This window comes from Saccharopolyspora kobensis (genome assembly GCF_900108315.1).
GTDB classification, from domain to species: domain Bacteria; phylum Actinomycetota; class Actinomycetes; order Mycobacteriales; family Pseudonocardiaceae; genus Saccharopolyspora; species Saccharopolyspora kobensis.
Genome location: NZ_FNVB01000012.1, coordinates 70,047 through 91,664 on the forward strand (window position 1 = coordinate 70,047; position 21,618 = coordinate 91,664).

Sequence of the window (21,618 nt, forward strand, 5' to 3'; positions counted from 1 at the left end):
ACAAGTGCTAGGTTTGGCAGGTGTCATGGGCACGCACATCGAACACCGACCCCGCGGGGTCGTCGTCCTGACCGTCGACCATCCCCCGGTGAACGCGCTCCCGGTGCGGGGTTGGCACGAACTCGCCGAGGCGCTGAACACCGCGGGCGCCGATCCGCAGACCCGCGCCGTGGTGCTGCAGGCCGCCGGGCGCGGCTTCAACGCGGGTGTGGACATCAAGGAGATCGCGGCAGATCCCGGCCACACCAAGCTCGTCGAGGTCAACCACGGCTGCTACGCGGCGTTCAAGGCCGTCTACGAGTGCCCGGTGCCGGTGATCAGCGCGGTGCACGGGTTCTGCCTGGGCGGCGGGATCGGCCTGGTCGGCAACTCCGACGTCATCATCGCCTCCGAGGACGCCACCTTCGGCCTGCCCGAGGTGGACCGCGGTGCGCTCGGCGCGGCCACCCACCTGTCCCGGCTGGTGCCGCAGCACATGATGCGCGCCATGTTCTACACGGGCCGCTCGGTGACCGCGCAGCAGCTGCTGCACTTCGGCTCGGTGTGGCAGGTCGTGCCGCGCGAGGAGCTGACCGCCGCGGCGATCGCGCTGGCCGAGGAGATCGCCGACAAGGACCCGCTGGTGGTCCGCAAGGCCAAGGAATCGCTCAACGGCATCGACCCGGTCGACGTCAACCGCAGCTACCGGTTCGAGCAGGGCTTCACCTTCGAGCTCAACCTCTCCGGCGTCAGCGACCGGGCCAGGGACGATTTCGTCCACAACGGACCGAAGAAGGAGTCGTAGTGCAGGACAAGGTGCTCACCGCCGACGAGGTGGTCGCCGGGCTGTCCGATGGCATGACCATCGGCATCGGCGGCTGGGGCTCGCGCCGCAAGCCGATGGCGCTGGTCCGCGCGATCCTGCGGTCTCCACTGCGCGACCTGACGCTGGTCTCCTACGGCGGCCCGGACGTCGGCCTGCTCTGCGCCGCGGGCAAGCTCCGCAAGCTGGTGCACGGGTTCGTCTCGCTCGACTCCGTCCCGCTCGACCCGCACTTCCGCGCCGCCAGGCAGCGCGGTGAGCTGGAGGTCGCCGAGTACGACGAGGGCATGGTGCTCGCGGGGCTGCGCGCCGCAGCCTCCCGGCTGCCGTTCCTGCCGACCCGAGCGGGCCTCGGATCGGACGTGATGGCGCTGAACCCCGACCTGCGCACGGTGACCTCGCCATATGCCGACGGCGAGGAGCTCGTCGCGATGCCCGCGCTGCGGCTCGACGTCGCGCTGGTGCACCTCAACCGCGCCGACCGCTACGGCAACGCCCAGTACCTCGGCCCGGACCCGTACTTCGACGACCTGATGTGCGCGGCGGCGCAGCGCAGCTACGTCAGCTGCGAGGAGATCGTGCCGACCGAGCGCCTGCTGGAGAACGGCCCGCCGCAGTCCTTGCTGCTCAACCGCACGCACACCGACGGCGTCGTCGAAACCCCCAACGGCGCGCACTTCACCAGCTGCGCGCCGGACTACGGCCGCGACGAGGCGTTCCAGCGGCACTACGCGGCCAGCGCGAAGCCCGAGGCGTGGGAGGCGTTCCGCGCCCAGTTCCTCGACGGCGACGAGCAGGCCTACCAGAAGGCCGTCGCCGCGTTCCACGAAACGGCGGGCAGCCGTGGGTAGCGCGGGAAGTCACCGCCTCACCCGCGCGCAGCGCACCGGCGTCGCGCTCGGCTTCCGCTGGTCAGGCCCCGTGAGTGGTTTGCGGGGCTATAGCACCTCGAACCACTCACGGGCCACCACCAGCGGAAACGGGGCCAACGAAGACGATTTCGCGCGAAATCGCCCAGAGACCGAGGGGATCTCCGCATGATCACCAGAGCTGAAGTGTGCGCCGTCGCCTGCGCCGACACCTGGCAGGACGCCGGGGCCGCGCTCGCCTCGCCGTTCGGGACGATCCCGTCGATCGGCGCCCGGCTGGCGCGCCTGACCACCGCACCGGACCTGCTGCTCACCGACGGCGAGGCGATGCTGCTGGCGGAAACCACCGCGCTGGGCGAGGAATCCAGCAGCCCGGTGGAGGGCTGGATGCCCTACGGCCGAGTCCTGGACATGCTGACCGGCGGGCGGCGGCGGGTCATGATGGGCGCCTCCCAGGTGGACCGCTACGGCAACCAGAACATCTCCCGCATCGGCCCGTGGGACCGGCCGAAGGTCCAGCTGATCGGGGTGCGCGGCGCTCCCGGCAACTCGGTCAACCACACCACGAACTACTGGGTCGCCAAGCACAGCGAGCGGGTGTTCGTGGAGTCGGTCGACCTGGTGTCGGGCATCGGGCACGACCGGGCGCGGCAGGTCGGCGCGAAGTTCCACGACGTGCGGGTGGTGGTGACCGATCTGGCGGTGCTGGACTTCACCGGCCCGGACGGCAGCATGCGGCTGCGCTCGGTGCACCCGGGCGTCGACGTCGCCGACGTGCGATCGCGGACCGGCTTCGAGCTCGCGGTGGACGACGTCGCCGAGACCCGGCTGCCGACCGACGAGGAGCTGGCGCTGATCCGCGAGACCATCGACCCGCGGAACCTGCGCGACCAGGAGGTCCCGGCGTGATCGAGCAGGTCCTGCGCACGCCGCTGTGCGACCTCACCGGCGTCCGCCACCCCGTGGTGCAGACGGGGATGGGCTGGGTCGCCGGCCCCAGCCTGGTCTCGGCCACCGCGCGGGCGGGCGGGCTGGGCGTCCTCGCCTCGGCGACGATGACGCTGCCGCAGCTGGCCGACGCGGTGCGGGAGGTCAAGGAGCGCACGGACAACCCCTTCGGCGTGAACCTGCGCGCCGATGCCTCCGACGCCGAGGAGCGCGTGGACCTGCTCATCCGCGAGCAGGTGCGCGTCGCGTCCTTCGCGCTGGCGCCGAGCCAGCGGTTGATCGGCAAGCTCAAGGACGCCGGGATCGTGGTGATCCCGTCCATCGGCGCGCGGCGGCACGCCGAGAAGGTCGCGGCCTGGGGCGCGGACGCGGTGCTGGTGCAGGGCGGCGAGGGCGGCGGGCACACCGGTGCGGTGGCCACGACGCTGCTGCTGCCGCAGGTGGTCGACGCGGTGGACATCCCGGTGATCGCCGCGGGCGGGTTCTTCGACGGGCGCGGTCTGGCCGCCGCGCTGTGCTACGGCGCGGCGGGCGTCGCGATGGGCACCCGGTTCCTGCTCACCTCCGACAGCCGCGTGCCGCGCGAGGTGCAGCAGTCCTACTTGGACGCTTCGGTGTCCGACACGGTGGTGACCTCGCGGGTCGACGGGATGCCGCACCGGATGCTGCGGACCGGGCTGACCGAGGCGGCCGAGTCGCGGAGCCTGCTGCGCAGGCTGCCCGACGCGCTGCGGCAGGCGGTGGCGTTCAAATCGATGACCGGCATGAGCTGGCGGCAGCTCGTCACCGACGGCCTGGCCATGCGCCGCAGCCAGAAGCTGCCGCTGAGCCGCGTGCTGCTGGCCGCCAACACCCCGATGCTGATCAAATCGGCGCTGGTGGACGGCCGCCCCGACGCCGGCGTGCTGCCGGCAGGCCAGGTGGTCGGGATGATCGACGAGCTGCCCAGCTGCGAGGAGCTGATCGCCCGCATCGTCACCGAAGCCGCCAGCACGCTCTCCGGACTCAGCAGTACCTGAAGGTCTTCCTGCAGTTCTTTGTCTTGAAACGCCGGAGGCGTTCAGCCCATTCTCGGCGCTTGCACCGTCGCGGGTTCTCAGCGTTCGCCTGGCGAGGACAGCCCGTTCGCCGTGCATTGGCCATGCACGAGAACGGGATCCCGCAGCCAGGCGGGCGCTGAGGTTCCGCCGCGCAAGCCCGGGGACTACGGCTTCTCCGGCTCCGCGATCCCCTCGCACAGGATCTTGACGTACTGGTCCGCGATGGCCGAGGCGGTGAGCTTGCCGCGCGGGTTGTACCAGTGCACCGTCGTCCACACCATGTCGCGGATGAACCGGTAGGCCAGCTTGACGTTGAGGTCGGCGCGGAAGGCTCCGGCGCGCTGGCCGTCCTGCAGCACTCGGGTCCAGGTGCGCTCGAAGTCGTTGGCCGCCTGCGTCAGGTAGTCGAACCGGTCCAGCTGTTCGAGGTACTTCGACTCGTTCTGGAAGATCGCGATGGCCGCGCGGTGCTTCTGCATCGCGGCGAAGGACTGCCGGACCAGCTCGGTGATCGCGGTGCGCGGGTCGGCGGCCTCCCGCAGCACCTGCTCGTTGGTGCGGCGCTGGTCGTCCAGGAAGGCGCGCAGGATCTCGTCGACCATCGACTCCTTGGAGTCGAAGTGGTGGTACAGGCTGCCGGAGAGGATGCCCGCGGCGTCGGCGATGTCGCGCACCGTGGTGGCGAGGAAGCCGCGGGTGGCGAACAGCTCGGCGGCGATGGCCAGCAGCTCGGCACGCCGTTCGGAACCGGACTCCCGCGCGGGGCGGTTCCGGCTGGACAAGCGCTTGGTCGATACCACGGCACAATCCTCTCAAAGCCTGGTGCTCCCCACCTCCGCAGGCCCTGGTGGGGGCTCCGCCGACCGGGGTCCCACGCGATTTCAATGGAAATTTGACGTCCGATTTCCATTGAAATCGCATCGGTGCCTGCGGGCGGCGGTGGGTCAGGGGTGCTGGTTGCTGACCGAGATGACCTCGCCGGTCAGATACGTTGAGTAGTCGCTGGCCAGGAAGACGATCACGTTGGCCACCTCCCACGGCTGCGCGGAGCGGCCGAAGGCCTCGCGGCCGGTGAGCTCGGTGAGCAGCTCGTCCGAGGTCACCTTGGCCAGGTTCTCGTGCATCACCAGGCTCGGCGCCACGGCGTTGATGCGCACGCCCAGCGACGCCGCGTCCAGCGCCGCGCAGCGGGTCAGCGCCATCACGCCCGCTTTCGCCGCCGCGTAGTGCGCCTGGCCGGCCTGCGCGCGCCAGCCGACCACCGAAGCGTTGTTGACCACCACCCCGGCGTTGCCCTGGTCGCGGAAGAGCCGCACCGCTGCGCGGGTGCAGCGGAACGTGCCGTTCAGCGTGACGTCCAGGACCTTGTCCCACTGCTCATCGGTCATCTCCAGGATGGACGCGGTGCCGCCGAGGCCTGCGTTGTTGACCACCACGTCGACCTGCCCGAACGCGCTGGTCGCGGCGTCGAACATGCGCTGCACCTGCGATTCGTCGGTGACGTCGCAGGGCACCGCGGCGACCTTCGCGCCGGGCAGCTGCGCGAGTTCGGCGCGGGTGGCCTCCAGTCGGCGCTCGTGCCGGTCGCTGATCAGCACCTGCGCGCCCTCCTCCAGCATCCGGCGGGCCACGGCGGAGCCGATCCCGGTGCCTGCGGCGGCGGTGACCACCGCGGTCTTGCCGGTGAGCAGCCCGTGCGCGGGCGGCGGTGCGGTCATGCTGTCCACCTCTCCGTGATTGTCAGTGGTGTCGCGCCCGAGGTCGATCTCGCGCTTCGCGGTTTCTTGTGGCTGGGTCGCATCACGGTCCCCTGAAGGTGCGGTCGAGCAGGACCGGGTTGGTCCAAGGGGTGTTGTGCCAGGCCTCGTCCTGGTGCGGTCACGGCCGGCTCTCCCGCGGGAGGCCGAGGACGCGCTCGGCGATGATGTTGCGCTGGATCTCGTTTGAACCGCCGTAGATCGTGTCGGCCCGGGTGAACAGGAACAGGCGCTGCCAGGCGTCGAGCTCGTAGGGTCCGCGCTCGGCCAGGAGGCCACCGGCGCCCGCCACGTCCATCGCCAGCTCGCCGAGTTCGCGGTGCAACGTCGACCACAGCAGCTTCACCACCGAGGACTCCGCGCCCGGCGGGCCGTCGGAGCCCAGGGTGCGCAACACCGTGCAGCGCAGCGCTTCCAGGTCGACCTGAGCCCTGGCGATGCGATCGCGCAGCACCGGATCGTCGATGGCGCCGTTCTCCCTGGCGAGCTCGACGATCCCGGCCAGCTCCCGGCGGAAGGTGACCTGCTGGTCGACGGTGCCGATGCCGCGCTCGAAGCCGAGGGTGCCCATCGCGACCTGCCAGCCGGCGCCCACCTCGCCGACCACGTTGGCGGCATCGGTGCGGGCGTCGTCGAAGAAGACCTCGTTGAACTCCGAGGTCCCGGTCAGCTGCACGATCGGCCGCACCCGCACGCCGGGCTGGTCCATCGGCACCAGCAGGTAGGACAGGCCGCGGTGGCGCTGCTGCTCGGGGTCGGTGCGCGCCAGCACGAAGCACCAGTCCGCCAGGTGCGCCATCGAGGTCCACACCTTCTGCCCGTTGAGCACCCACTGATCGCCGTCGAGGTGCGCGGTCGTGGCGACCCCGGCCAGGTCCGAACCGGCGCCGGGCTCGGAATAGCCCTGGCACCACAGCTCGCGGACGCCGACGATCCCGGGCAGGAACCGGCGCTGCTGCTCCGGGCTGCCGAAGGCCATCAGCGTGGGGCCGAGCAGCTCCTCGCCGATGTGGCCGACCCGCACCGGCGCGTTGGCCCGCGCGTACTCCTCGTGGAAGATCACCTGCTGCTGCACGGTGGCCTCGCGGCCGCCGAACTCGCGGGGCCAGCCGAGGCAGGTCCAGCCGTGCTCGGCCAGCAGCCGGTCCCAGGCCAGCCGCACGTCGAAGCCCTCGTGCTCGCTGCCGGGTCCGCCGAGCCCGCGGGCCGCGGCGAACTCGCCCGTCAGGTGCTCGCCGAGCCAGTCCCGCACTTCGCGGCGGAAGGCCGCTTCCGCGGCGTTGTCGGTGAGGTCCACGCACCCTCCTCGCTCGACGCGGCTCTGCTCGGTTTCCGCTGGTCAGGGCCCGTGAGTGCTTTGAGGGGCTATAGCACCCCAAAGCACTCACGGGCCGTCACCAGCGGAAACCGAGCCGCGCAGGTCGGTTTGACCGCCTCCCGCACCACCGCGGTCGCGGCGCCGCGGTCGGGACTCTACCAAGCACTTGCTTGTTCGGCTATCTTCGAGCTGCCGCAGCAACGCCGAGCGAGGAGCGCCGATGGCAGCAGAGCAACCGGTCGTGACCTACGAGCGCCGGGACCAGGTCGCCGTGGTGACGATGAACCGCCCGGACTACCGCAACGCGCAGAACTCCGTGATGACCTACGCCCTCGACGACGCCTTCTACCGGGCTTGCGAGGACGACGAGGTCAAGGTGATCGTGCTGGCCGGAGCGGGCAAGCACTTCTCCGCCGGCCACGACATCGGCTCACCGGAGCGCGACATCGACGTCAGCTACCCGCGCCGGGCCGGCCTGTGGTGGGACCACACCCGCCACACCGGGGGCGAGTCGCGCTTCGCCCGCGAGCAGGAGGTCTACCTGGGCATGTGCCGCCGGTGGCGGGAGATGCCCAAGCCCGCGATCGCCTCGGTGCAGGGCGCGTGCGTGGCGGGCGGGCTGATGCTGGCCTGGGTGTGCGACCTCATCGTGGCCAGCGAGGACGCCTTCTTCGCCGATCCGGTGGTGCGGATGGGCATTCCCGGCGTCGAGTACTTCGCGCACCCGTGGGTGCTCGGTCCGCGGGTGGCCAAGGAGTTCCTGTTCACCGGCGGGCGGATGCCCGCGCAGCGCGCCTACGAGGTCGGCATGGTCAACCGCGTGGTCCCGCGCGAGGAGCTGGAGAGCAGCACGCTGGAGCTGGCCGCGAACATCGCCCGGATGCCCGGTTTCGGCCTCTCGCTGACGAAGAAGGCGATCAACCAGGCCGAGGACCTGATGGGCCTGCAGAGCGGGATGGACTCGGCCTTCGGGCTGCACCACTTCGCGCACGCCCACAACGCCGAGGTCGGCGAGGACTCGCTCGGCGGCATGAACGCGCGCAGCATGAAGCAGGCCGCGCAGAAGCCGGAGTGAGCACAGTGGACCTCGATCTTTCCGCCGCAGACCTGGAATTCCGCGACGAGGTGCGCGACTGGCTGCGCGAGCACGTTCCCCGCGAACCGCTGCCCTCGCTGGAGACCGAAGCGGGCTTCGCCGCGCACCGGCGCTGGGAGCAGGAGCTGCACGAGGCCCGGCTGTCGGTGGTGTCGTGGCCGGAGGAGTTCGGCGGGCGGGGCGCGTCGCTGCTGCAGTGGGTGCTGTTCGAGGAGGAGTACTACGCCGCGGGTGCGCCCGGCCGGGTCAGCCAGAACGGCATCTTCCTGCTGGCTCCGACGCTGTTCGAGCACGGCACGCCGGAGCAGCAACAGCGCTACCTGCCGCGGATGGCGGCCGGGACCGACATCTGGGCGCAGGCGTGGTCGGAGCCGGAAGCGGGCAGCGACCTCGCCGGGATCCGCTCCACCGCGCGGCGCGTGGACGGCGGCTGGTTGCTGTCCGGGCAGAAGACGTGGAGCTCCCGCGCGGCGTTCGCCGACATCGCCTTCGGGTTGTTCCGCAGCGATCCCGAAGCGCAGCGGCACCGAGGGCTGACGTACTTCCTGTTCCCGCTGAACGCCGACGGCGTCACCGTCCGGCCGATCGGCCGCATCGACGGCAAGCCCGCGTTCGCCGAGCTGTTCCTGGACGAGGTTTTCGTACCGGATCAGGACGTGCTCGGCGAGGTCGGCGCCGGTTGGCGGGTGGCGATGAGCACCGCGAGCAACGAGCGCGGCCTGACGCTGCGCAGCCCCGGCCGGTTCCTCGCCACCGCGCAACGGCTCAGCGAGATCCCGGGCGCGCTGGACGACGACCGGGTGGTGGACGCCTGGATCGCGGCGCAGGCCTATCGGCTGGCCACCTTCGAGACCGTCACCAAGGTCTCCGGTGGTGGTGAGCTCGGCGCGGAGGCCAGCCTGAACAAGCTGTTCTGGTCCGAGCTGGACATCGCCATGCACGAGACGGCGTGGGACCTGCTGGGGCCCGCGGCCGAGGTGTCGCCCTGGGTCGAGGGCCACCTGTTCTCGCTTGCCGGGCCGATCTACGCCGGGACCAACGAAATCCAGCGCAACGTGGCGGCCGAGCGCCTGCTCGGGCTGCCGAGGGGGTCGCGATGAGGTTCGCACCGGACCGCGAGCAGCAGGACATGGCCGACACGCTGCGAGATCTGCTCGCCGACGCCGACACGGCGAAGATCGCCCGCGCGTGGGCGGGCGGTGAGACCGCGGCGTGGTGGCAGGTGTGGCGGGAGCTCGCCGAGGTCGGGGTCACCGGGCTCACCGTGCCGCAGGAGCACGGCGGGCTGGAGCTCGGCGCGGTCGAGCTGGCGCTGTGCCTGGAGCAGTTCGGGTACGCGGCGCTGCCCGGACCGCTCGTCGAGTCGCTGGCGTTCCTGCCGCGCTTGCTGCCGGGTTCACCGTGGTCGGCGGAGCTGGCCGGGGGCCGAGCCGTCGGGACGGCGATCGTGGCCGGGCACCTCCCCCACGCGCTCGACGCCGACCAGGCGGGCGCGGTGTTCCGCTGCGACGGCGACGGTGTGCGCAGGCTGGGCGGAATCCGGTTGCAGCAGCACGAGTCCTTCGACCCGGCCCGCCGGCTGTTCTCCGTCGAGCACACCACGGCCGAGCCCGTCGAAGCCGACTTCGAAGCCGCTTTCGACCACGGCGTGCTGGGCTGCGCCGCCTACCTGTTCGGCCTCGGGCGTCGGCTGCTGGACATCTCCACCGAGTACGTCAAGCAGCGGCACCAGTTCGGCCGCCCGGTCGGCGAGTTCCAGGCCGTCAAGCACCACCTGGCGAACGTGCTGCTCAAGCTGGAGTTCGTCCGCCCGCTGATCCGCGGCGCCTGCCTGTCGATCGACGGCCCGCGCGGCTCCCGCGACGTCTCCGCGGCCAAGATCGCCGCGGGCGAGGCGGCCCATGCCGCCGCGCGAACCGCGCTGCAGGTGCACGGCGCGATCGGCTACACCGCCGAGCACGACCTGCACCTGTGGCTCACCAAGGCGACGGCCCTGCGCACGTCCTGGGGCACCCCGGCCTGGCACCGCCGCCGCGTCGCCACCGCCCTGTCCACCGATCCCACCCCCATCGGCACCTGACCCTTCACCCGGGGCGGTGTCGATTTCGCGGGAAATCGACCGTCCTCGCTCGGCAGGAGGAACTGTGCGCTTCGCGTTCACCGAAGAGCAGGAGGAGCTGCGCCGCACCGTGCGCAAACTGCTCGACCGCCACGGCGGCCCGGTCATACCCGCTCCGGAGCAGCCTGATCCGGGATACGACCCGGCGTTGTGGAAGCAGCTCGGCGAGATCGGGGCGCACGGTCTGGCCGTGCCCGAGGAGCACGGCGGCGTCGGCGCCACCCTGCTGGAAACGCTGATCGTCGTCGAGGAGCTCGGACGCCGCCTGGTGTCCAATCCGTTCCTCGGCAGCACCGTGCTCAGCGCGCAAGCTCTGCTGGTGACCGGCAACACCGACGCCTGCGCCCGGCTGCTCCCGGCGATCGCCGATGGCGAGCGGATCGCCGCCCTGGCCTGGGCGGAGCCGGATTCACCTTGGCACGCCACCACTTTCGCCACCACGGCGCAGGTGCAAGGCACCGACTGGCTGCTGACCGGGCACAAGACGCTGGTGCTCGACGCGGCTCAGGCGGACGTGCTGCTGGTCGTCGCGATGGCGGATGGCGAAGCCTCGCTGTTCGAGGCGCTCCCGGAGTCCACTGTGACCCCGTCGGTGCCCGTGGACCTCACCCGGCGGATGGGCGAGGTCCACCTCGCCGACACGCCGGCGAGGCTCATCGGGCGGGCGCCGCTGCGGCGGCTGAACGACGTGGCGGCGGCCGCGATCGCCGCCGAGCAGATCGGCGCGGCGCAGCGCTGGCTGCAGGAGACCGTGGAGTACACCAAGATCCGCAAGCAGTTCGGCCGCCCGATCGGCTCGTTCCAAGCCATCAAGCACCGCCTCGCCGACTGCTACACGGCGATCGAGTCGGCCCGCTCGCTGTCGTACGCGGCGAGCTGGGCGGTGTCCACTCAGGACGACCGAGCGAGCGAACTGGCCTCGATGGCCAAATCCGCTTGCGGCGAGGCGTACTCGCTGATCGCGGCGGAAGGCGTCCAGCTCCACGGCGGCATCGGCATCACCTGGGAGCACGAAGCACACCTCCACCTGAAACGGGCTCACGCCGCCAAACACCTCTTCGGCACCCCGCAACACCACCGCGCCACGCTCCTGCCGTGAGCGCTTCGGGGTGCCATAGCGCCCCAAAGCACTCACGGTCCCCACCCCGAAACCGCGATCGCGAACCGCGCGGGCCCTAGAGCCGCAGCTGGGTCCGGGAGCGGACGCCGAGCTTTCGGAGGACTCTGGCCGCGTGCTGTTCCACCGTGCGCGGGGACAGGAAGAGGATCTCGGCGATCTCGCGGTTCGTGTGGCCGCTGGCGAGCAGGCGCGCCACTTCCTCCTCGCGCGGTGAGAGCTCGTCGCCGTAGCCGCGGCGGCCTCGGCGGGACGGTTTGCCGCCGCCCGCGCCGCGCAGCAGGTGTCGGCACCTCGCCGCGTCGCGCGTCGCGCCCAGCTGGTCGAACACGTCGACCAGGTGGGACAGTTCTCCCGTCGCCGCCGCGTGGTCGGTGGTGAGCAAGCATGTCGCCGCGCGTTCGGCGACCGTGGCCGCGTAGTAGGGCGCGGGCAGTTCTTCGTAGCGCTCGGTCGCGGCCCGGTAGTGCGCCACCGCTTCGGCGAGGTCACCGCGGTGTTCGGCCAGGCGGCCGCGGCACTGGGTCAGCGCCGCCACCGCGATCGGCACGTCCAGCCCGGCGATCCGGTCGGCCATCTCCGCCACCAGCCGTTCCGCGTCCGCCTCGCGGCCCGCCGCGAGGTACACCGCGACCGCCACCGGCCCCAGCTCGCCGATCCACGCCCAGACGCCCTTGCGCCGCAGGAAGTCCAGGCCGCGGTCCACGTCGGCGCAGGCGCGGGCCGGTTCGTCCTGCGACAGCAGGTTCCAGGCCAGTCCCGCGCAGCCGGCGATGCCGACCGGGCTGATCGCCTCCTCCAGCGCGAACGCCCCGGTCTCGGTGAAGTGGCTGGTCGCGGCCGCCCATTCGCCGCGCGTCACGGCCAGCGATCCCAGCACCAGGCTCAGCTCGCTGGTCACCGGGAACAGGTCGCGGTACTCGTCGAGCATCCGGGCCGAGCGTTCCGCCAGCCCGCTCCACTCGCCGGTGAACCAGTCCAGCCGCGCCTGCGTCGATCGGGCCGTGCTGACCACGAACGTCGCGCCGCAGGCGGTGGCCAGCCGCACGCCCTCCCGCAGCAGCTCACCGGCCAGCCGCAGGTGCCCGGTCCACGCGCACGCATCGCCGAGGTTGGAGCGCAGCCGGGCCAGGTGGTGCTGCTCGCCGACGGTGGTCACCTCGTCCGGAAGCTCGTCGAGCGAGCTGAGCACGGTGGGATCGCCGACGTGCATGCGCGAGCAGAACTCGTTGGCCAGCAAGGACAACCGGAGCTCACCGCTGGCGCCCTGCCGGTACTCGGTGAGCCGCGCCTGCCAGGGCCGGAGCTCGGCCAGCGAGGTCTGACCCACGTAAGCCAGCGCGAGCACCGAAGCGCCCCGGGCCGCCAGGTCCGGGCGCGCGGACAGGTCGTTGAGCGCCCGTTCGATCTCCGCGCGCGCCGTCGCCAGCCCACCGGCCTGCCGCAGCAGCAGCAATCCCAGGTAGAGGCGGACTTCTCCGCGCGCGGAGGTGGACAGGCGCTGGTCGTTGAGCAGGCCTTCGAGGGTTTCGCTGGGATCGCGCTGATCCAGCCCGGTGTGCGCGATCTTGCCCAGCTTGATCGCCAGCCGGTCCACGTGCTCGGCGGGCAGGCTCTGCTCCTTCAGCAACCGCTGGAGCAGTGCGGTGGTGGTGGCCGCATCGCCCAGCGCCGCAGCGCGGTCGGCGGCCGCTTCGCCGTAGGAGAGCCAGTCGGCCACCCGCCCGGCGCGTTCGCTGTGGTCGGCGAGCTGGTGCAGCGGCTTGGGCTCGACTCGGTCCAGCACGTCGATCGCGCGGGTGTGCAGGTAGACCCGGTCCGGCCCGCCGATGGTGTCGTACACCGCCTGCATGGCCAGCGAATGGCGGAATCCGTATGTGCCGCCGTCCTGCTCGTGCAGCACGTGGCCGCTCAGCGCGTGCGTCAGCGCGGTGCGCAGCCGCGGCTCGGGCACGCCGGCAACCGCGCCCAGCAGCTCCGCGGTGACCGGTACGCCCAGCACCGCAGCCGCTTTGACGAGCCTGGTCGCCGCGGTCGGCAGCGCCGCGAGGCGTTCGGCCATCGCATCCCGCAGCAGCACGGGGACTTCCACCGTGTCGAGCAGCCTTCGCGCGGCGGCGCCGTCGGTGCGCACCGCACCACCGCGGTTGCGCAGCGCCCGCAGGGTTTCCTCGACGACGAAGGGAATTCCGGCGGTCCGCTCGTGCAGCCGCGCGGCGAACTGCGCGGACACCCGGTCCTCGCCGAGGATCGCCGCCGTCAGCGCGCGAACGTCGTCCACACCCAGCGGATCCAACGGCAGCACCACGCTGACCACGCCGTTGGGCGGCCGGTAGGCGACGCCCAGCGGCAGCCCGCCCGGCACGTCCTCGCGCCGGTAGGTGACCGCGGTGGTCAGGTTCGCGGGCGGATCGCCCATCAGGAACCGCAGCAGCTGCCGGGTCCCGTCGTCGGCCCACTGCAGGTCCTCGATCACCAGCAGCAGCGGGCCCAGCGAGCTCAGCAGTTCGCGCACCGCGCGGAACAGCCGGTGGCGTTCGGCGCGCGGGTCGCCGAGCGGTTCCGGTGGCGCGGGCAGGTGTTCGGCGATTTCCGGCAGCAGCGGCCCGAGCACGCCGGTCACCGGACTCAGCGCGGTCGGCCCCGGGCGCGCGCTGCGCAGCGCTTCGAGCACCGCGCCGTACGGGAAAGGTTCACCCACTTGGCGGCAGTGCCCGACCAGCGGTGTGGTCGGCCCCAGGTCACCGGCGAGCACCTCCCTGATCAGCCTGCTCTTGCCCACCCCGGCCTCGCCCTCGATCAGCGCCACCGCGGGGTGCAGCGCGGCCAGCGCTTGCAACGACGCGAGCTGTTCAGCACGTCCTACGAGCACCGGCGAACTGGTGCGGATCTGCGTGCGGGCAGGTCTCGGGGTGCGCGCCACGGACTCTCCCTTCACCGAAAGACTGGTATCCCTACGTACTGAAACACGGATTGATCACCGTGTGGTCACCAACCGATCGTGTTTGCAGTGGCTGTGCGTCACCAACTTCTGTCGACAGCCGCACAACTTGCAAGGGAGCAAGCAGATGCGACACGACCGCAAGATCCGGCTGACCACCGCGCTGGGCGCGGGTGCGCTGGCCGCGGCGATGATCGCCGCACCGGCCGCCGCGGCGGAGCCCACCGGGGAGATCCGCCCCACCTCCGAACCGGTCGCCGACAGCTACATCGTGGTGCTCAAGGACGGGGTGGCGAGCGCGTCCGCCACCACCAGCACCGCGAACCGTCTCGCCGACTCCTACGGCGGGAAAGTGACCGCGACCTACACCTCGACGATCCGCGGCTTCGCGGTGCGGCTCGACGAGTCGGCCGCCGAGCGGTTGGCAGCCGACAGGTCGGTCGCGTACGTGCAGCAGGACGGCATCGCCCGGATCACCGGCACCCAGCAGAACGCGACCTGGGGCCTGGACCGGATCGACCAGCGCAACCTCCCGCTGGACCGCACCTACACCTACCCCAACACCGGTTCCGGGGCGACCGCCTACATCCTCGACACCGGTGTGGACAAGCGCCACCCCGACTTCGAGGGCCGGGTCTCCGACGGCTACGACTTCATCGACAACGACGGCGACGCCTCGGACTGCCAGGGCCACGGCACCCACGTGGCGGGCACCGTCGGCTCGAAGACCTGGGGCGTGGCCAAGCAGGTGAAGCTGGTCAGCGTGCGGGTGCTCAACTGCCAGGGCTCCGGCCAGTACTCGCAGATCATCGCCGGCGTGGACTGGGTGGCGCGCAACGCGGCCAAGCCCGCGGTGGCGAACATGAGCCTCGGCGGCGGGGCCAACAGCTCGCTCGACAGCGCGGTGCAGCGGGCGATCCAGGCCGGTGTCACCTTCGCGGTCGCGTCGGGAAACGACAACACCAATGCCTGCAACACCTCGCCGGCACGAGTGCCCTCGGCGATCACCGTCAATGCGACCGACAGCAGGGACAGCCGCTCCACGTTCTCGAACTACGGCTCCTGCACGGACATCTTCGCGCCTGGTACGAACATCACCTCGACCACCAACGGCGGTGGCTCGGGAGGCATGAGCGGAACCTCGATGGCCACCCCGCACGTGGCGGGCGCGACGGCGCTGTACCTGACCGCGAACCCGTCGGCCACGCCGGCCCAGGTCGCCCAGGCGCTGGTGAGCAACGGAACCCAGAGCAAGGTGACCAACCCGGGGTCGGGGTCGAAGAACAGCCTGCTCTACGTCGGTTTCATCGGCTCGGGTCGGCAGTGACCTACTGACGGCTCGTCAGCCCCCTGAGCCCGGGACCCCGAACCCGGCACCGTGACGATGGGCAGGCTCTCCCCGAAGCCTGCCCATCGTCGTCCGTTCTCCTGCACAGTGGACGGTCAGGTCAGCTGGACGACCGCGCGGGCCTTGGCCAGCACCTCGACGTCGCCGCAGGTGGCCGTGAGGTCCACCGCGACCCGCCGGTCCGGCAGCTTCTCCGCCACCCGGCCGGAGACCAGGACCTCCACCCCGGTGTCGTCGTCGGGCACCACCACCGGTTTGGCGAAGCGGACGCCGTACTCGCGCACCGCGCCGGGATCGCCCGCCCAGTCGGTCACCAGCCGGGCCGCCTCGGCCATGGTGAGCATGCCGTGCGCGATCACGTCCGGCAGGCCCGCCTGCCGGGCGATCCGCTCGTTCCAGTGGATCACGTTGAAGTCCCCGGAAGCACCGCAGTACTTCACCAGCGTCAGCCGCTGGATCGGGTACCGCTCGGGGCCGATCTCGGTGCCGACCGCCACCTCGTCGTAGTTCGGGATCGCCATCCTCACTCCCCCGCCCCGGCCGCGGTCCCCCGCGACACGATCACGTTGACCGCGGTGCACACCAGATCGCCGCCGGCATCGCGGATCTCGGTCTCCACCCGCACCAGCTCGTTGCTCCCGGCGTCGCGGATCTCCGCGATCCGGCCGGTCGCGGTGAGCACGTCTCCCGCGCGGATCGGCCGCTCGTAGCGGAAGTGCTGTTCGCCGTGCACCACCAGCCGCATGTTCAGCCCGAACTCGGGCCGCCGGATCGGGTTGCTCTCCGCCGCGGCCCCGGCCGCCACGATCCCGAAGGTGGGCGGCGCGATCACGTCCGGATGTCCCAGCTCCCGGGCGGCTTCGACGCTGCGGTAGGCGGGATGGGGATCGCCGATCGCCTCGGCGAACTCCCGGATCTTGCCGCGCGTCACCTCGTAGGCCGCGCCCGCGCTGAACTCGTGCCCGACGAATTCCCTGTTGATCGCCACGCCACTCCTCTCGCTCGACGGTTCAGAGGCGTTCGACGATGGTCACGTTGGCCGTGCCGCCGCCTTCGCACATCGTCTGCAGGCCGTAGCGGCCGCCCGTGCGCTCCAGTTCGGACAGCAGGGTCGTCATCAGCTTCGCGCCGGTGGCTCCCAGCGGGTGGCCGAGCGCGATCGCGCCACCGTTGGGGTTGACCACGGCCGGATCGATGTCGATCTCCTTCAGCCAGGCCAGGACCACGCTGGCGAACGCCTCGTTGATCTCGACCACGTCGATGTCCGACGCGCTCAGCCCCGTCTTGGACAGCGCGTGCTTGGTCGCCGGAATCGGTGCCGACAGCATGAAAACCGGGTCGTCGCCGCGCACGCTCATGTGGTGCACGCGCGCCCGCGGCCGCAATCCGTGCTCGGCCACCGCGCGCTCCGAAGCGATCAGCAGCGCTGCCGCGCCGTCGGAGATCTGACTGGCCACACCGGCGGTGAGCCGGCCTCCTTCGCGCAGCAGCTTGAGCCCTTCGAGCTTCTCCTTGCTGGTGTCGCGGCGCGGCCCCTCGTCGTGCTCGACACCTGCCAGCGGAGCCAGCTCCGCGGCGAAGCGGCCCGCGTCGATCGCCTCCACCGCGCGGCGGTGGCTGCGCAGCGCGAACTCCTCCATGTCATCGCGCGAGATCTGCCACTTCTCGGCCATCAGCTCCGCGCCGCGGAACTGCGTGACCTCCTCGTCGCCGTAGCGCTCCTGCCAGCCGGTCGACCCGCTGCCCGGCCCGTAGGCGATGGGGAATCCCAGTTCCGCCGCGCCCCGCAGCGCGCTGCCGATCGGGATCGCGCTCATGTTCTGCACGCCGCCTGCGATCACCAGGTCCGAGGTGCCGCTGAGCACGGCCTGCGCGGCGAAGTGCACCGCCTGCTGCGAAGAACCGCACTGCCGGTCGACGGTCACCCCGGGCACGTGCTCGGGGAATCCCGCCGCCAGCCAACCGGTTCGCCCGATGTTGCCCGCTTGCGCGCCGACCGAGTCGACGCAGCCCCACACGACGTCGTCCACGGCCGCCGGATCGACCCCGGTGCGCCCCAGCAGGCTGCGCAGCACGTGCGCGGAGAGGTCGGCGGGATGGATCCCGCTGAGCCCGCCGCCGCGCTTGCCCACCGGGGTCCGCACCGCGTCGATGATGTACGCCTCGGCCATGACCGTCCTCTCCGCCGCACCGGCCGATCCACCCGGAACTCCCGGCGGCGCGGTCTGATCCACTCCGACACCAGCACCCGCGAGCCTAACGAAACAAGCAAGCGTTTGGTAGACCTCCACCTCGCGCCACCCACTCCCATCAGCGCTCGATGACGCAATTTCAATGGAATTTCCCCCGCGAATTTCCATTGAAATTGCCGCGTCCTGGTCGGTGCGGGGCCGAGGTTCGGAGTTCGCGGGCTACTGAGCCGGCATCGACCAGCGCGCGGCGTCGCGCCACAGGTTCCGGGCGACGGCGAGCATCCAGAGGTCCAGGAGGAACACCGAGACGACGAACGCGTTCATCGGCAGCACGTCGAACCCGGTGAAGTTCGCGACGCCCACCGCGAACGCGATGGCGCCCGCCGCCGCACCGGTCCAGCCCAGCCAGGACGGGTGCCCCTCGCTCTTGACCAGGGCGAGGCCGAACAGCAGGAACGGCAGGCCGAGCAGGAGGGCGACGTAGAGCGGGAACATCCCGCTGGTCGCCGCCACGAGGATCGTCGCGCGTTCGAGCAGGACGGCCTTCTCCGCACCTTCAGCGCGAATCCACGCATCGGCGAGGCCCTCCAGCGCCGGGCCGTCGATGTTGTAGTGCCAGAGCAGCACCGCCATCCCCAGCATCGCCACGCCCTGCCCCATCCGGCCGAGCACCCACGCGATGCCTCCGCTGAGCGAATGCGCCAGCCCGGCGAGGGCGGCGACCCACAGCAGCAAGCAGAAGACGATCGCCAGGTGGTGCAGCGCCCACGGGCGGTCCGCGATGAAGGTCAGCAGCGACTCGGTGGTCTGGTCGGGCAAATCGCCGTGCAGCAAGAAGGCGACGAGGTAGCCGAGCGTCCCCACCAGCCCGCACACCGCCCCGGCGCGCGAGAAGGCCACCCGCCTGGACCGCAGGTTCAGCAGCAGGTCCTGGACCGCTATCGGTTCTGCCATGTCGATCGTGACTCCCGTCGTGAGCTACCGCGGGCCGTAGCGCCCGCAGCAACTATCTTTATGGCAAAACTATTTGATCGTCAAGATTCTTTTGGGCCGTAACTTACCGGCATCGAGAAGTTCGACGGGCGAGATACCGGGGCTATGATCGATCGCATGCCGGACACCCGAGAGCAGCTGATCGCCGACATCGGCCGTGCGGTCAGCGAGTTCCAGGACGCCACCGACGAGGTCGACGAAGCGGGCGCGGCACGGCTGGGCGTGAACCGCACGGATCTGCGGTGCCTCAACGCGCTCAACAGGCACGGAGCGCTGACGGCCGGTGCGCTGGCCACGGCGGTCGGCCTCAGCACCGGCGCCACGACGATCGCCGTCGACCGCCTCGTCCGCCAGGGCTACGTCGAGCGGGTGCGCGCCGACCAGGACCGCCGCCGGATCACGATCACGATCACGCCTGCGGCGACGGCGCTCATCGAGGAGTTGTGGGGGCCGATCGAGGAGGAGTCCCACGAGCTCCTGCGGCGGCGGAGCCAGGCCGAGCTCAAGGCCATCCGCGAATTCCTCCGCGAAGGCGCGGAGTTCCAGACCGACCACGCCGCAAGGATCCGGCGCGAGACTTGAGCCGCGCCTTCGAGGTCAGGGCTTGCGGGCCACCGCTCCGGCGATGCAGTGCTGGACCGGGTAGAGCGGCTTCAGGCGCGGGCCGGTCGGCCACCAGTCGGCGCAGAGCACCAGGCCGGGCTCCACGAACTCCAGGCCCGGGAACATGCCCTCGATCTCGGCGCGGGTGCGGAAGACGCCGGTGCCCATCGGGCTGTGCAGGAACGTCTGCTCCATGCGCCGGGCCAGGTCGCTGAACTCCTCGGTCTCCGGGTCCATGAAGTGGCTGATGCCGACGTAGGAACCCGACGGCAGCGCTTCGATGTACTCGCGCATGATGTCCTGCGGCGGGCGCTCGCCGTCGTAGTGGTGCAGGGTGCCCATCTGGAACAGCGCGATCGGCTCGGAGAAGTCCAGGCGGCTGCGCACCACGTCGTCCTGCAGGATCTGCGCCGGTTCGAAGATGTCGGCCGGGCTGAAGTGGGTCTGCGGGTTCTCCTCCAGCAGCGCGCGTCCGTGCGCGAGCACCACCGGGTCGTTGTCGACGTAGACGACTCGCGCCTCGGGGGCGATCCGCTGCGCGACCTGGTGGGTGTTCTCCGCGGTCGGCAGCCCGGATCCGCAGTCCAGGAACTGGGTGACACCGGTCTCGGCGGCGATGAAGCGGGTGGCCCGGATCAGGAACTGCCGGTTGTCCCAGGCGAGTTGCGCCGCTTCCGGGGTGACCTCGCGGACCCGGTGGAACACCTCGCGGTCCACCTCGTAGTTGTCCTTGCCGCCCAGGAAGGCGTCGTAGACGCGAGCGATGCTGGCTTTGCTCGTGTCGATGTGGATCGGGGTCTCGTCGCCGGAGGCGCTGAGATCGGCAGTCATCGGTGTCCTCGCAATGGGCGTTCGTCGTCGGGGCTTGCCGCTGAGGGTTGCATAGCGTACGAGCTTCATCGCACCGCGTAAACGGCCGATGTGCTATCACTTCGATGAGCAGGCAACGAGGAGGTTCGGCCATGGCGCGGGACGGCGCGGCCCGCGACGGGAGCCCAACGGCACGTCGCATCATCCTGGGCGCCCAGCTGCGCCGGCTGCGCGAGGCCGCCGAGATCCTGCCCTCGGAGGCGGCGCGGGCGATCCGCGGTTCGGAGTCCAAGATCAGCCGCATGGAGCTGGGGCGGGTTTCGCTGAAGGAACGCGACATCGAGGACCTGCTCACCCTCTACCAGGTGCACGACCTCGCCGAGCGCGCGCACTTCCTGGCGCTGGTCACCGAATCCCGGCAGCCGGGCTGGTGGAACCGGTACGCGGATTCGATGCCGCCGTGGTTCCAGGACTACGTCGGCCTGGAAGGCGTCGCCGCCCGGATCCAGACCTACGAGCTGCAGTTCATCCCGGGCCTGCTGCAGACCGAGGCCTACGCGATGGCGCTGGCCTCCTCCGGGCATCCCTCGCTGGCCGATGAGGACGCGCGGCGGCGGGTGTCGCTGCGGATGAAGCGCCAGAAGCTGCTCGCCCGCCCGGACGCCCCGCGCCTGTGGGCGGTCATCGACGAATCCGTGCTGCACCGCCCCATCGGCGGCAGCGCGGTCATGCGCGCGCAGATCGATCATCTGCTGGAGATGTCCAAGCAGCCCAACATCGCGCTGCAGGTGGTGCCCTTCGCGCTGAGCGGGTACGCGGCGGAGGGTTCGTTCACGCTGCTGCGCTTCGCCGAGCCCGAGCTGCCGGACGTCGTCTACCTGGAGCACCTCAGCGGCGCGCTGTACCTGGACAAGCGGGACGAGATCGAGCGCTACAGCCGTACACTCGATCGGCTGATGGTCGATGCGCGCACTCCGGACCGAACCCGGCAGATGCTGCGAAAAGTCCGCGACGCGCACTGAATCACCCGCTCTTCGGACACGCAGGGTGATCGTCTTGTTGCGGAACGCTGTGGTACCGTCTCGCGCAATGGCGAATGCAATTGCATGTGCAGCCGATCCAGGGAGACCTGATGAACGGTAGGTTCGAAGCCCCCGTCACCGCCCTGCAGGGCGTGACCTGGCGAAAGTCCCGGCACAGCGGCAAGTGGGGCAACTGCCTCGAACTCGCGGCGCTGGCCGATGGAACCATCGCGTTGCGCCAATCGCGCGAACCGAACGGCACCGCGCTGATCTACACCAGAGCCGAGCTGGCCGCTTTCCTCAGCGGCGCCAAGGACGGTGAGTTCGATGACCTCGTCAGCTGACGACGAGTCCAGCATCCGGCTGCGCAAGCTGGTGGCGCGGGGCTTCCGCCTGATGCCACCGGTCCGCGATGCCGCCGGCGAGCTCATGGCGCTGATCTACGTGCGCCCGCACGGCGACATCGTCGACGTCGTCGAGCTGCGCGGCGAGGACGACGTGCGCGCCGCCCGCGTCTCGCAGGACAAGGGCGGCCTGACGGCGAACCCGGCCACCGCGGAGTGGCACGTGGCAGGCGCGGCCTGCGACGTCCTGGACCAGGTCCTGGCGCTGCCGGACCGCTTGATCGTCGCCCGCGCCTGAT

At 70.9% G+C, this 21,618-nt stretch carries 22 protein-coding genes; 13 read left to right on the top strand and 9 right to left on the bottom strand.

Annotated elements, in window-relative coordinates; all coding sequences use genetic code 11:
- Nucleotides 1-25 precede the first annotated feature (25 nt).
- From C4T78_RS32245 to C4T78_RS32260, 4 genes are all read left to right on the top strand, one after another.
- Nucleotides 26-784: an enoyl-CoA hydratase family protein gene (locus tag C4T78_RS32245; protein ID WP_093358018.1), complete on the top strand. Its 759-nt coding sequence runs from the start codon at nt 26-28 to the stop codon at nt 782-784.
- Nucleotides 784-1,653, top strand: coding sequence for a CoA transferase subunit A (locus C4T78_RS32250; RefSeq protein WP_093358017.1), 870 nt, complete (start codon nt 784-786; stop codon nt 1,651-1,653). Before C4T78_RS32245 ends, C4T78_RS32250 begins: the two co-directional genes overlap by 1 nt.
- Nucleotides 1,654-1,839: 186 nt before the next feature.
- The gene (locus C4T78_RS32255; protein WP_093358016.1) at nt 1,840-2,580 is read left to right on the top strand and encodes a CoA-transferase subunit beta; all 741 of its coding nucleotides are present in this window, start codon (nt 1,840-1,842) and stop codon (nt 2,578-2,580) included.
- A gap of 11 nt (nt 2,581-2,591) precedes the next feature.
- The gene (locus C4T78_RS32260; RefSeq protein WP_218161749.1) at nt 2,592-3,638 is read left to right on the top strand and encodes an NAD(P)H-dependent flavin oxidoreductase; all 1,047 of its coding nucleotides are present in this window, start codon (nt 2,592-2,594) and stop codon (nt 3,636-3,638) included.
- A gap of 185 nt (nt 3,639-3,823) precedes the next feature.
- Here C4T78_RS32260 and C4T78_RS32265 read toward each other — a convergent pair whose 3' ends face one another.
- From C4T78_RS32265 to C4T78_RS32275, 3 genes are all read right to left on the bottom strand, one after another.
- Complete coding sequence (locus C4T78_RS32265; RefSeq protein WP_235863861.1) at nt 3,824-4,459, bottom strand: TetR/AcrR family transcriptional regulator; 636 nt, start codon at nt 4,457-4,459, stop codon at nt 3,824-3,826.
- A gap of 144 nt (nt 4,460-4,603) precedes the next feature.
- Nucleotides 4,604-5,377, bottom strand: a complete 774-nt coding sequence (locus C4T78_RS32270) for an SDR family oxidoreductase (protein WP_093158672.1) — start codon at nt 5,375-5,377, stop codon at nt 4,604-4,606.
- Between the two features lie 160 nt (nt 5,378-5,537).
- Entirely contained in the window at nt 5,538-6,713 is a 1,176-nt protein-coding gene (locus C4T78_RS32275) for an acyl-CoA dehydrogenase family protein (protein ID WP_093358015.1), read from the bottom strand.
- A gap of 241 nt (nt 6,714-6,954) precedes the next feature.
- On the opposite strand from C4T78_RS32275, the gene C4T78_RS32280 reads away from it, so the two are divergent.
- From C4T78_RS32280 to C4T78_RS32295, 4 genes are all read left to right on the top strand, one after another.
- On the top strand, nt 6,955-7,809 hold the full coding sequence (locus tag C4T78_RS32280) for an enoyl-CoA hydratase (RefSeq protein ID WP_093358014.1): 855 nt from the start codon (nt 6,955-6,957) through the stop codon (nt 7,807-7,809).
- Between the two features lie 5 nt (nt 7,810-7,814).
- A complete protein-coding gene (locus C4T78_RS32285; RefSeq protein WP_093358013.1) occupies nt 7,815-8,930 on the top strand; it encodes an acyl-CoA dehydrogenase family protein in 1,116 nt (371 codons plus the stop codon).
- Nucleotides 8,927-9,910 (top strand): acyl-CoA dehydrogenase family protein, encoded by a 984-nt coding sequence (locus C4T78_RS32290; RefSeq protein ID WP_093358012.1) that lies wholly within the window; start codon nt 8,927-8,929, stop codon nt 9,908-9,910. The genes C4T78_RS32285 and C4T78_RS32290 overlap by 4 nt, the downstream gene beginning before the upstream one ends.
- Before the next feature lie 64 nt (nt 9,911-9,974).
- Nucleotides 9,975-11,048: an acyl-CoA dehydrogenase family protein gene (locus tag C4T78_RS32295; RefSeq protein WP_093358011.1), complete on the top strand. Its 1,074-nt coding sequence runs from the start codon at nt 9,975-9,977 to the stop codon at nt 11,046-11,048.
- A gap of 76 nt (nt 11,049-11,124) precedes the next feature.
- On the opposite strand, the gene C4T78_RS32300 is transcribed toward C4T78_RS32295, so the two are convergent.
- Nucleotides 11,125-13,989 carry an ATP-binding protein gene (locus C4T78_RS32300; protein ID WP_235863860.1) on the bottom strand — a complete coding sequence of 955 codons (2,865 nt, stop codon included), beginning with the start codon at nt 13,987-13,989 and terminating at the stop codon, nt 11,125-11,127.
- Nucleotides 13,990-14,134: 145 nt separating this feature from the next.
- Between C4T78_RS32300 and C4T78_RS32305 the strand changes: the two genes are divergently transcribed.
- Nucleotides 14,135-15,334 (top strand): S8 family peptidase, encoded by a 1,200-nt coding sequence (locus tag C4T78_RS32305; RefSeq protein WP_093358010.1) that lies wholly within the window; start codon nt 14,135-14,137, stop codon nt 15,332-15,334.
- A 116-nt stretch (nt 15,335-15,450) separates the two neighbouring features.
- Here the strand turns inward: C4T78_RS32305 and C4T78_RS32310 are convergent, their stop codons facing one another.
- The 4 genes from C4T78_RS32310 to C4T78_RS32325 form a co-directional block, all read right to left on the bottom strand.
- The gene (locus C4T78_RS32310; RefSeq protein ID WP_093358009.1) at nt 15,451-15,876 is read right to left on the bottom strand and encodes a MaoC family dehydratase; all 426 of its coding nucleotides are present in this window, start codon (nt 15,874-15,876) and stop codon (nt 15,451-15,453) included.
- A gap of 2 nt (nt 15,877-15,878) precedes the next feature.
- Nucleotides 15,879-16,343 (bottom strand): MaoC family dehydratase N-terminal domain-containing protein, encoded by a 465-nt coding sequence (locus C4T78_RS32315; RefSeq protein ID WP_093358008.1) that lies wholly within the window; start codon nt 16,341-16,343, stop codon nt 15,879-15,881.
- Between the two features lie 22 nt (nt 16,344-16,365).
- Complete coding sequence (locus tag C4T78_RS32320) at nt 16,366-17,526, bottom strand: acetyl-CoA C-acetyltransferase (protein ID WP_093358007.1); 1,161 nt, start codon at nt 17,524-17,526, stop codon at nt 16,366-16,368.
- Nucleotides 17,527-17,766: 240 nt separating this feature from the next.
- Nucleotides 17,767-18,501, bottom strand: coding sequence for a hypothetical protein (locus C4T78_RS32325; RefSeq protein WP_093358006.1), 735 nt, complete (start codon nt 18,499-18,501; stop codon nt 17,767-17,769).
- 156 nt (nt 18,502-18,657) lie between these two features.
- Between C4T78_RS32325 and C4T78_RS32330 the strand changes: the two genes are divergently transcribed.
- The gene (locus tag C4T78_RS32330; RefSeq protein WP_177247805.1) at nt 18,658-19,122 is read left to right on the top strand and encodes a MarR family winged helix-turn-helix transcriptional regulator; all 465 of its coding nucleotides are present in this window, start codon (nt 18,658-18,660) and stop codon (nt 19,120-19,122) included.
- 15 nt (nt 19,123-19,137) lie between these two features.
- Here the strand turns inward: C4T78_RS32330 and C4T78_RS32335 are convergent, their stop codons facing one another.
- Nucleotides 19,138-19,974, bottom strand: coding sequence for an SAM-dependent methyltransferase (locus C4T78_RS32335; RefSeq protein ID WP_093358004.1), 837 nt, complete (start codon nt 19,972-19,974; stop codon nt 19,138-19,140).
- Between the two features lie 104 nt (nt 19,975-20,078).
- On the opposite strand from C4T78_RS32335, the gene C4T78_RS32340 reads away from it, so the two are divergent.
- The 3 genes from C4T78_RS32340 (at nt 20,079) to C4T78_RS32350 (ending at nt 21,617) form a co-directional block, all read left to right on the top strand.
- On the top strand, nt 20,079-20,975 hold the full coding sequence (locus C4T78_RS32340) for a Sco1979 family transcriptional regulator (protein ID WP_258958391.1): 897 nt from the start codon (nt 20,079-20,081) through the stop codon (nt 20,973-20,975).
- A gap of 110 nt (nt 20,976-21,085) precedes the next feature.
- Nucleotides 21,086-21,319, top strand: a complete 234-nt coding sequence (locus C4T78_RS32345; protein ID WP_093358073.1) for a DUF397 domain-containing protein — start codon at nt 21,086-21,088, stop codon at nt 21,317-21,319.
- Entirely contained in the window at nt 21,303-21,617 is a 315-nt protein-coding gene (locus tag C4T78_RS32350) for a hypothetical protein (protein ID WP_093358002.1), read from the top strand. Before C4T78_RS32345 ends, C4T78_RS32350 begins: the two co-directional genes overlap by 17 nt.
- Nucleotide 21,618: the final 1 nt, after the last annotated feature.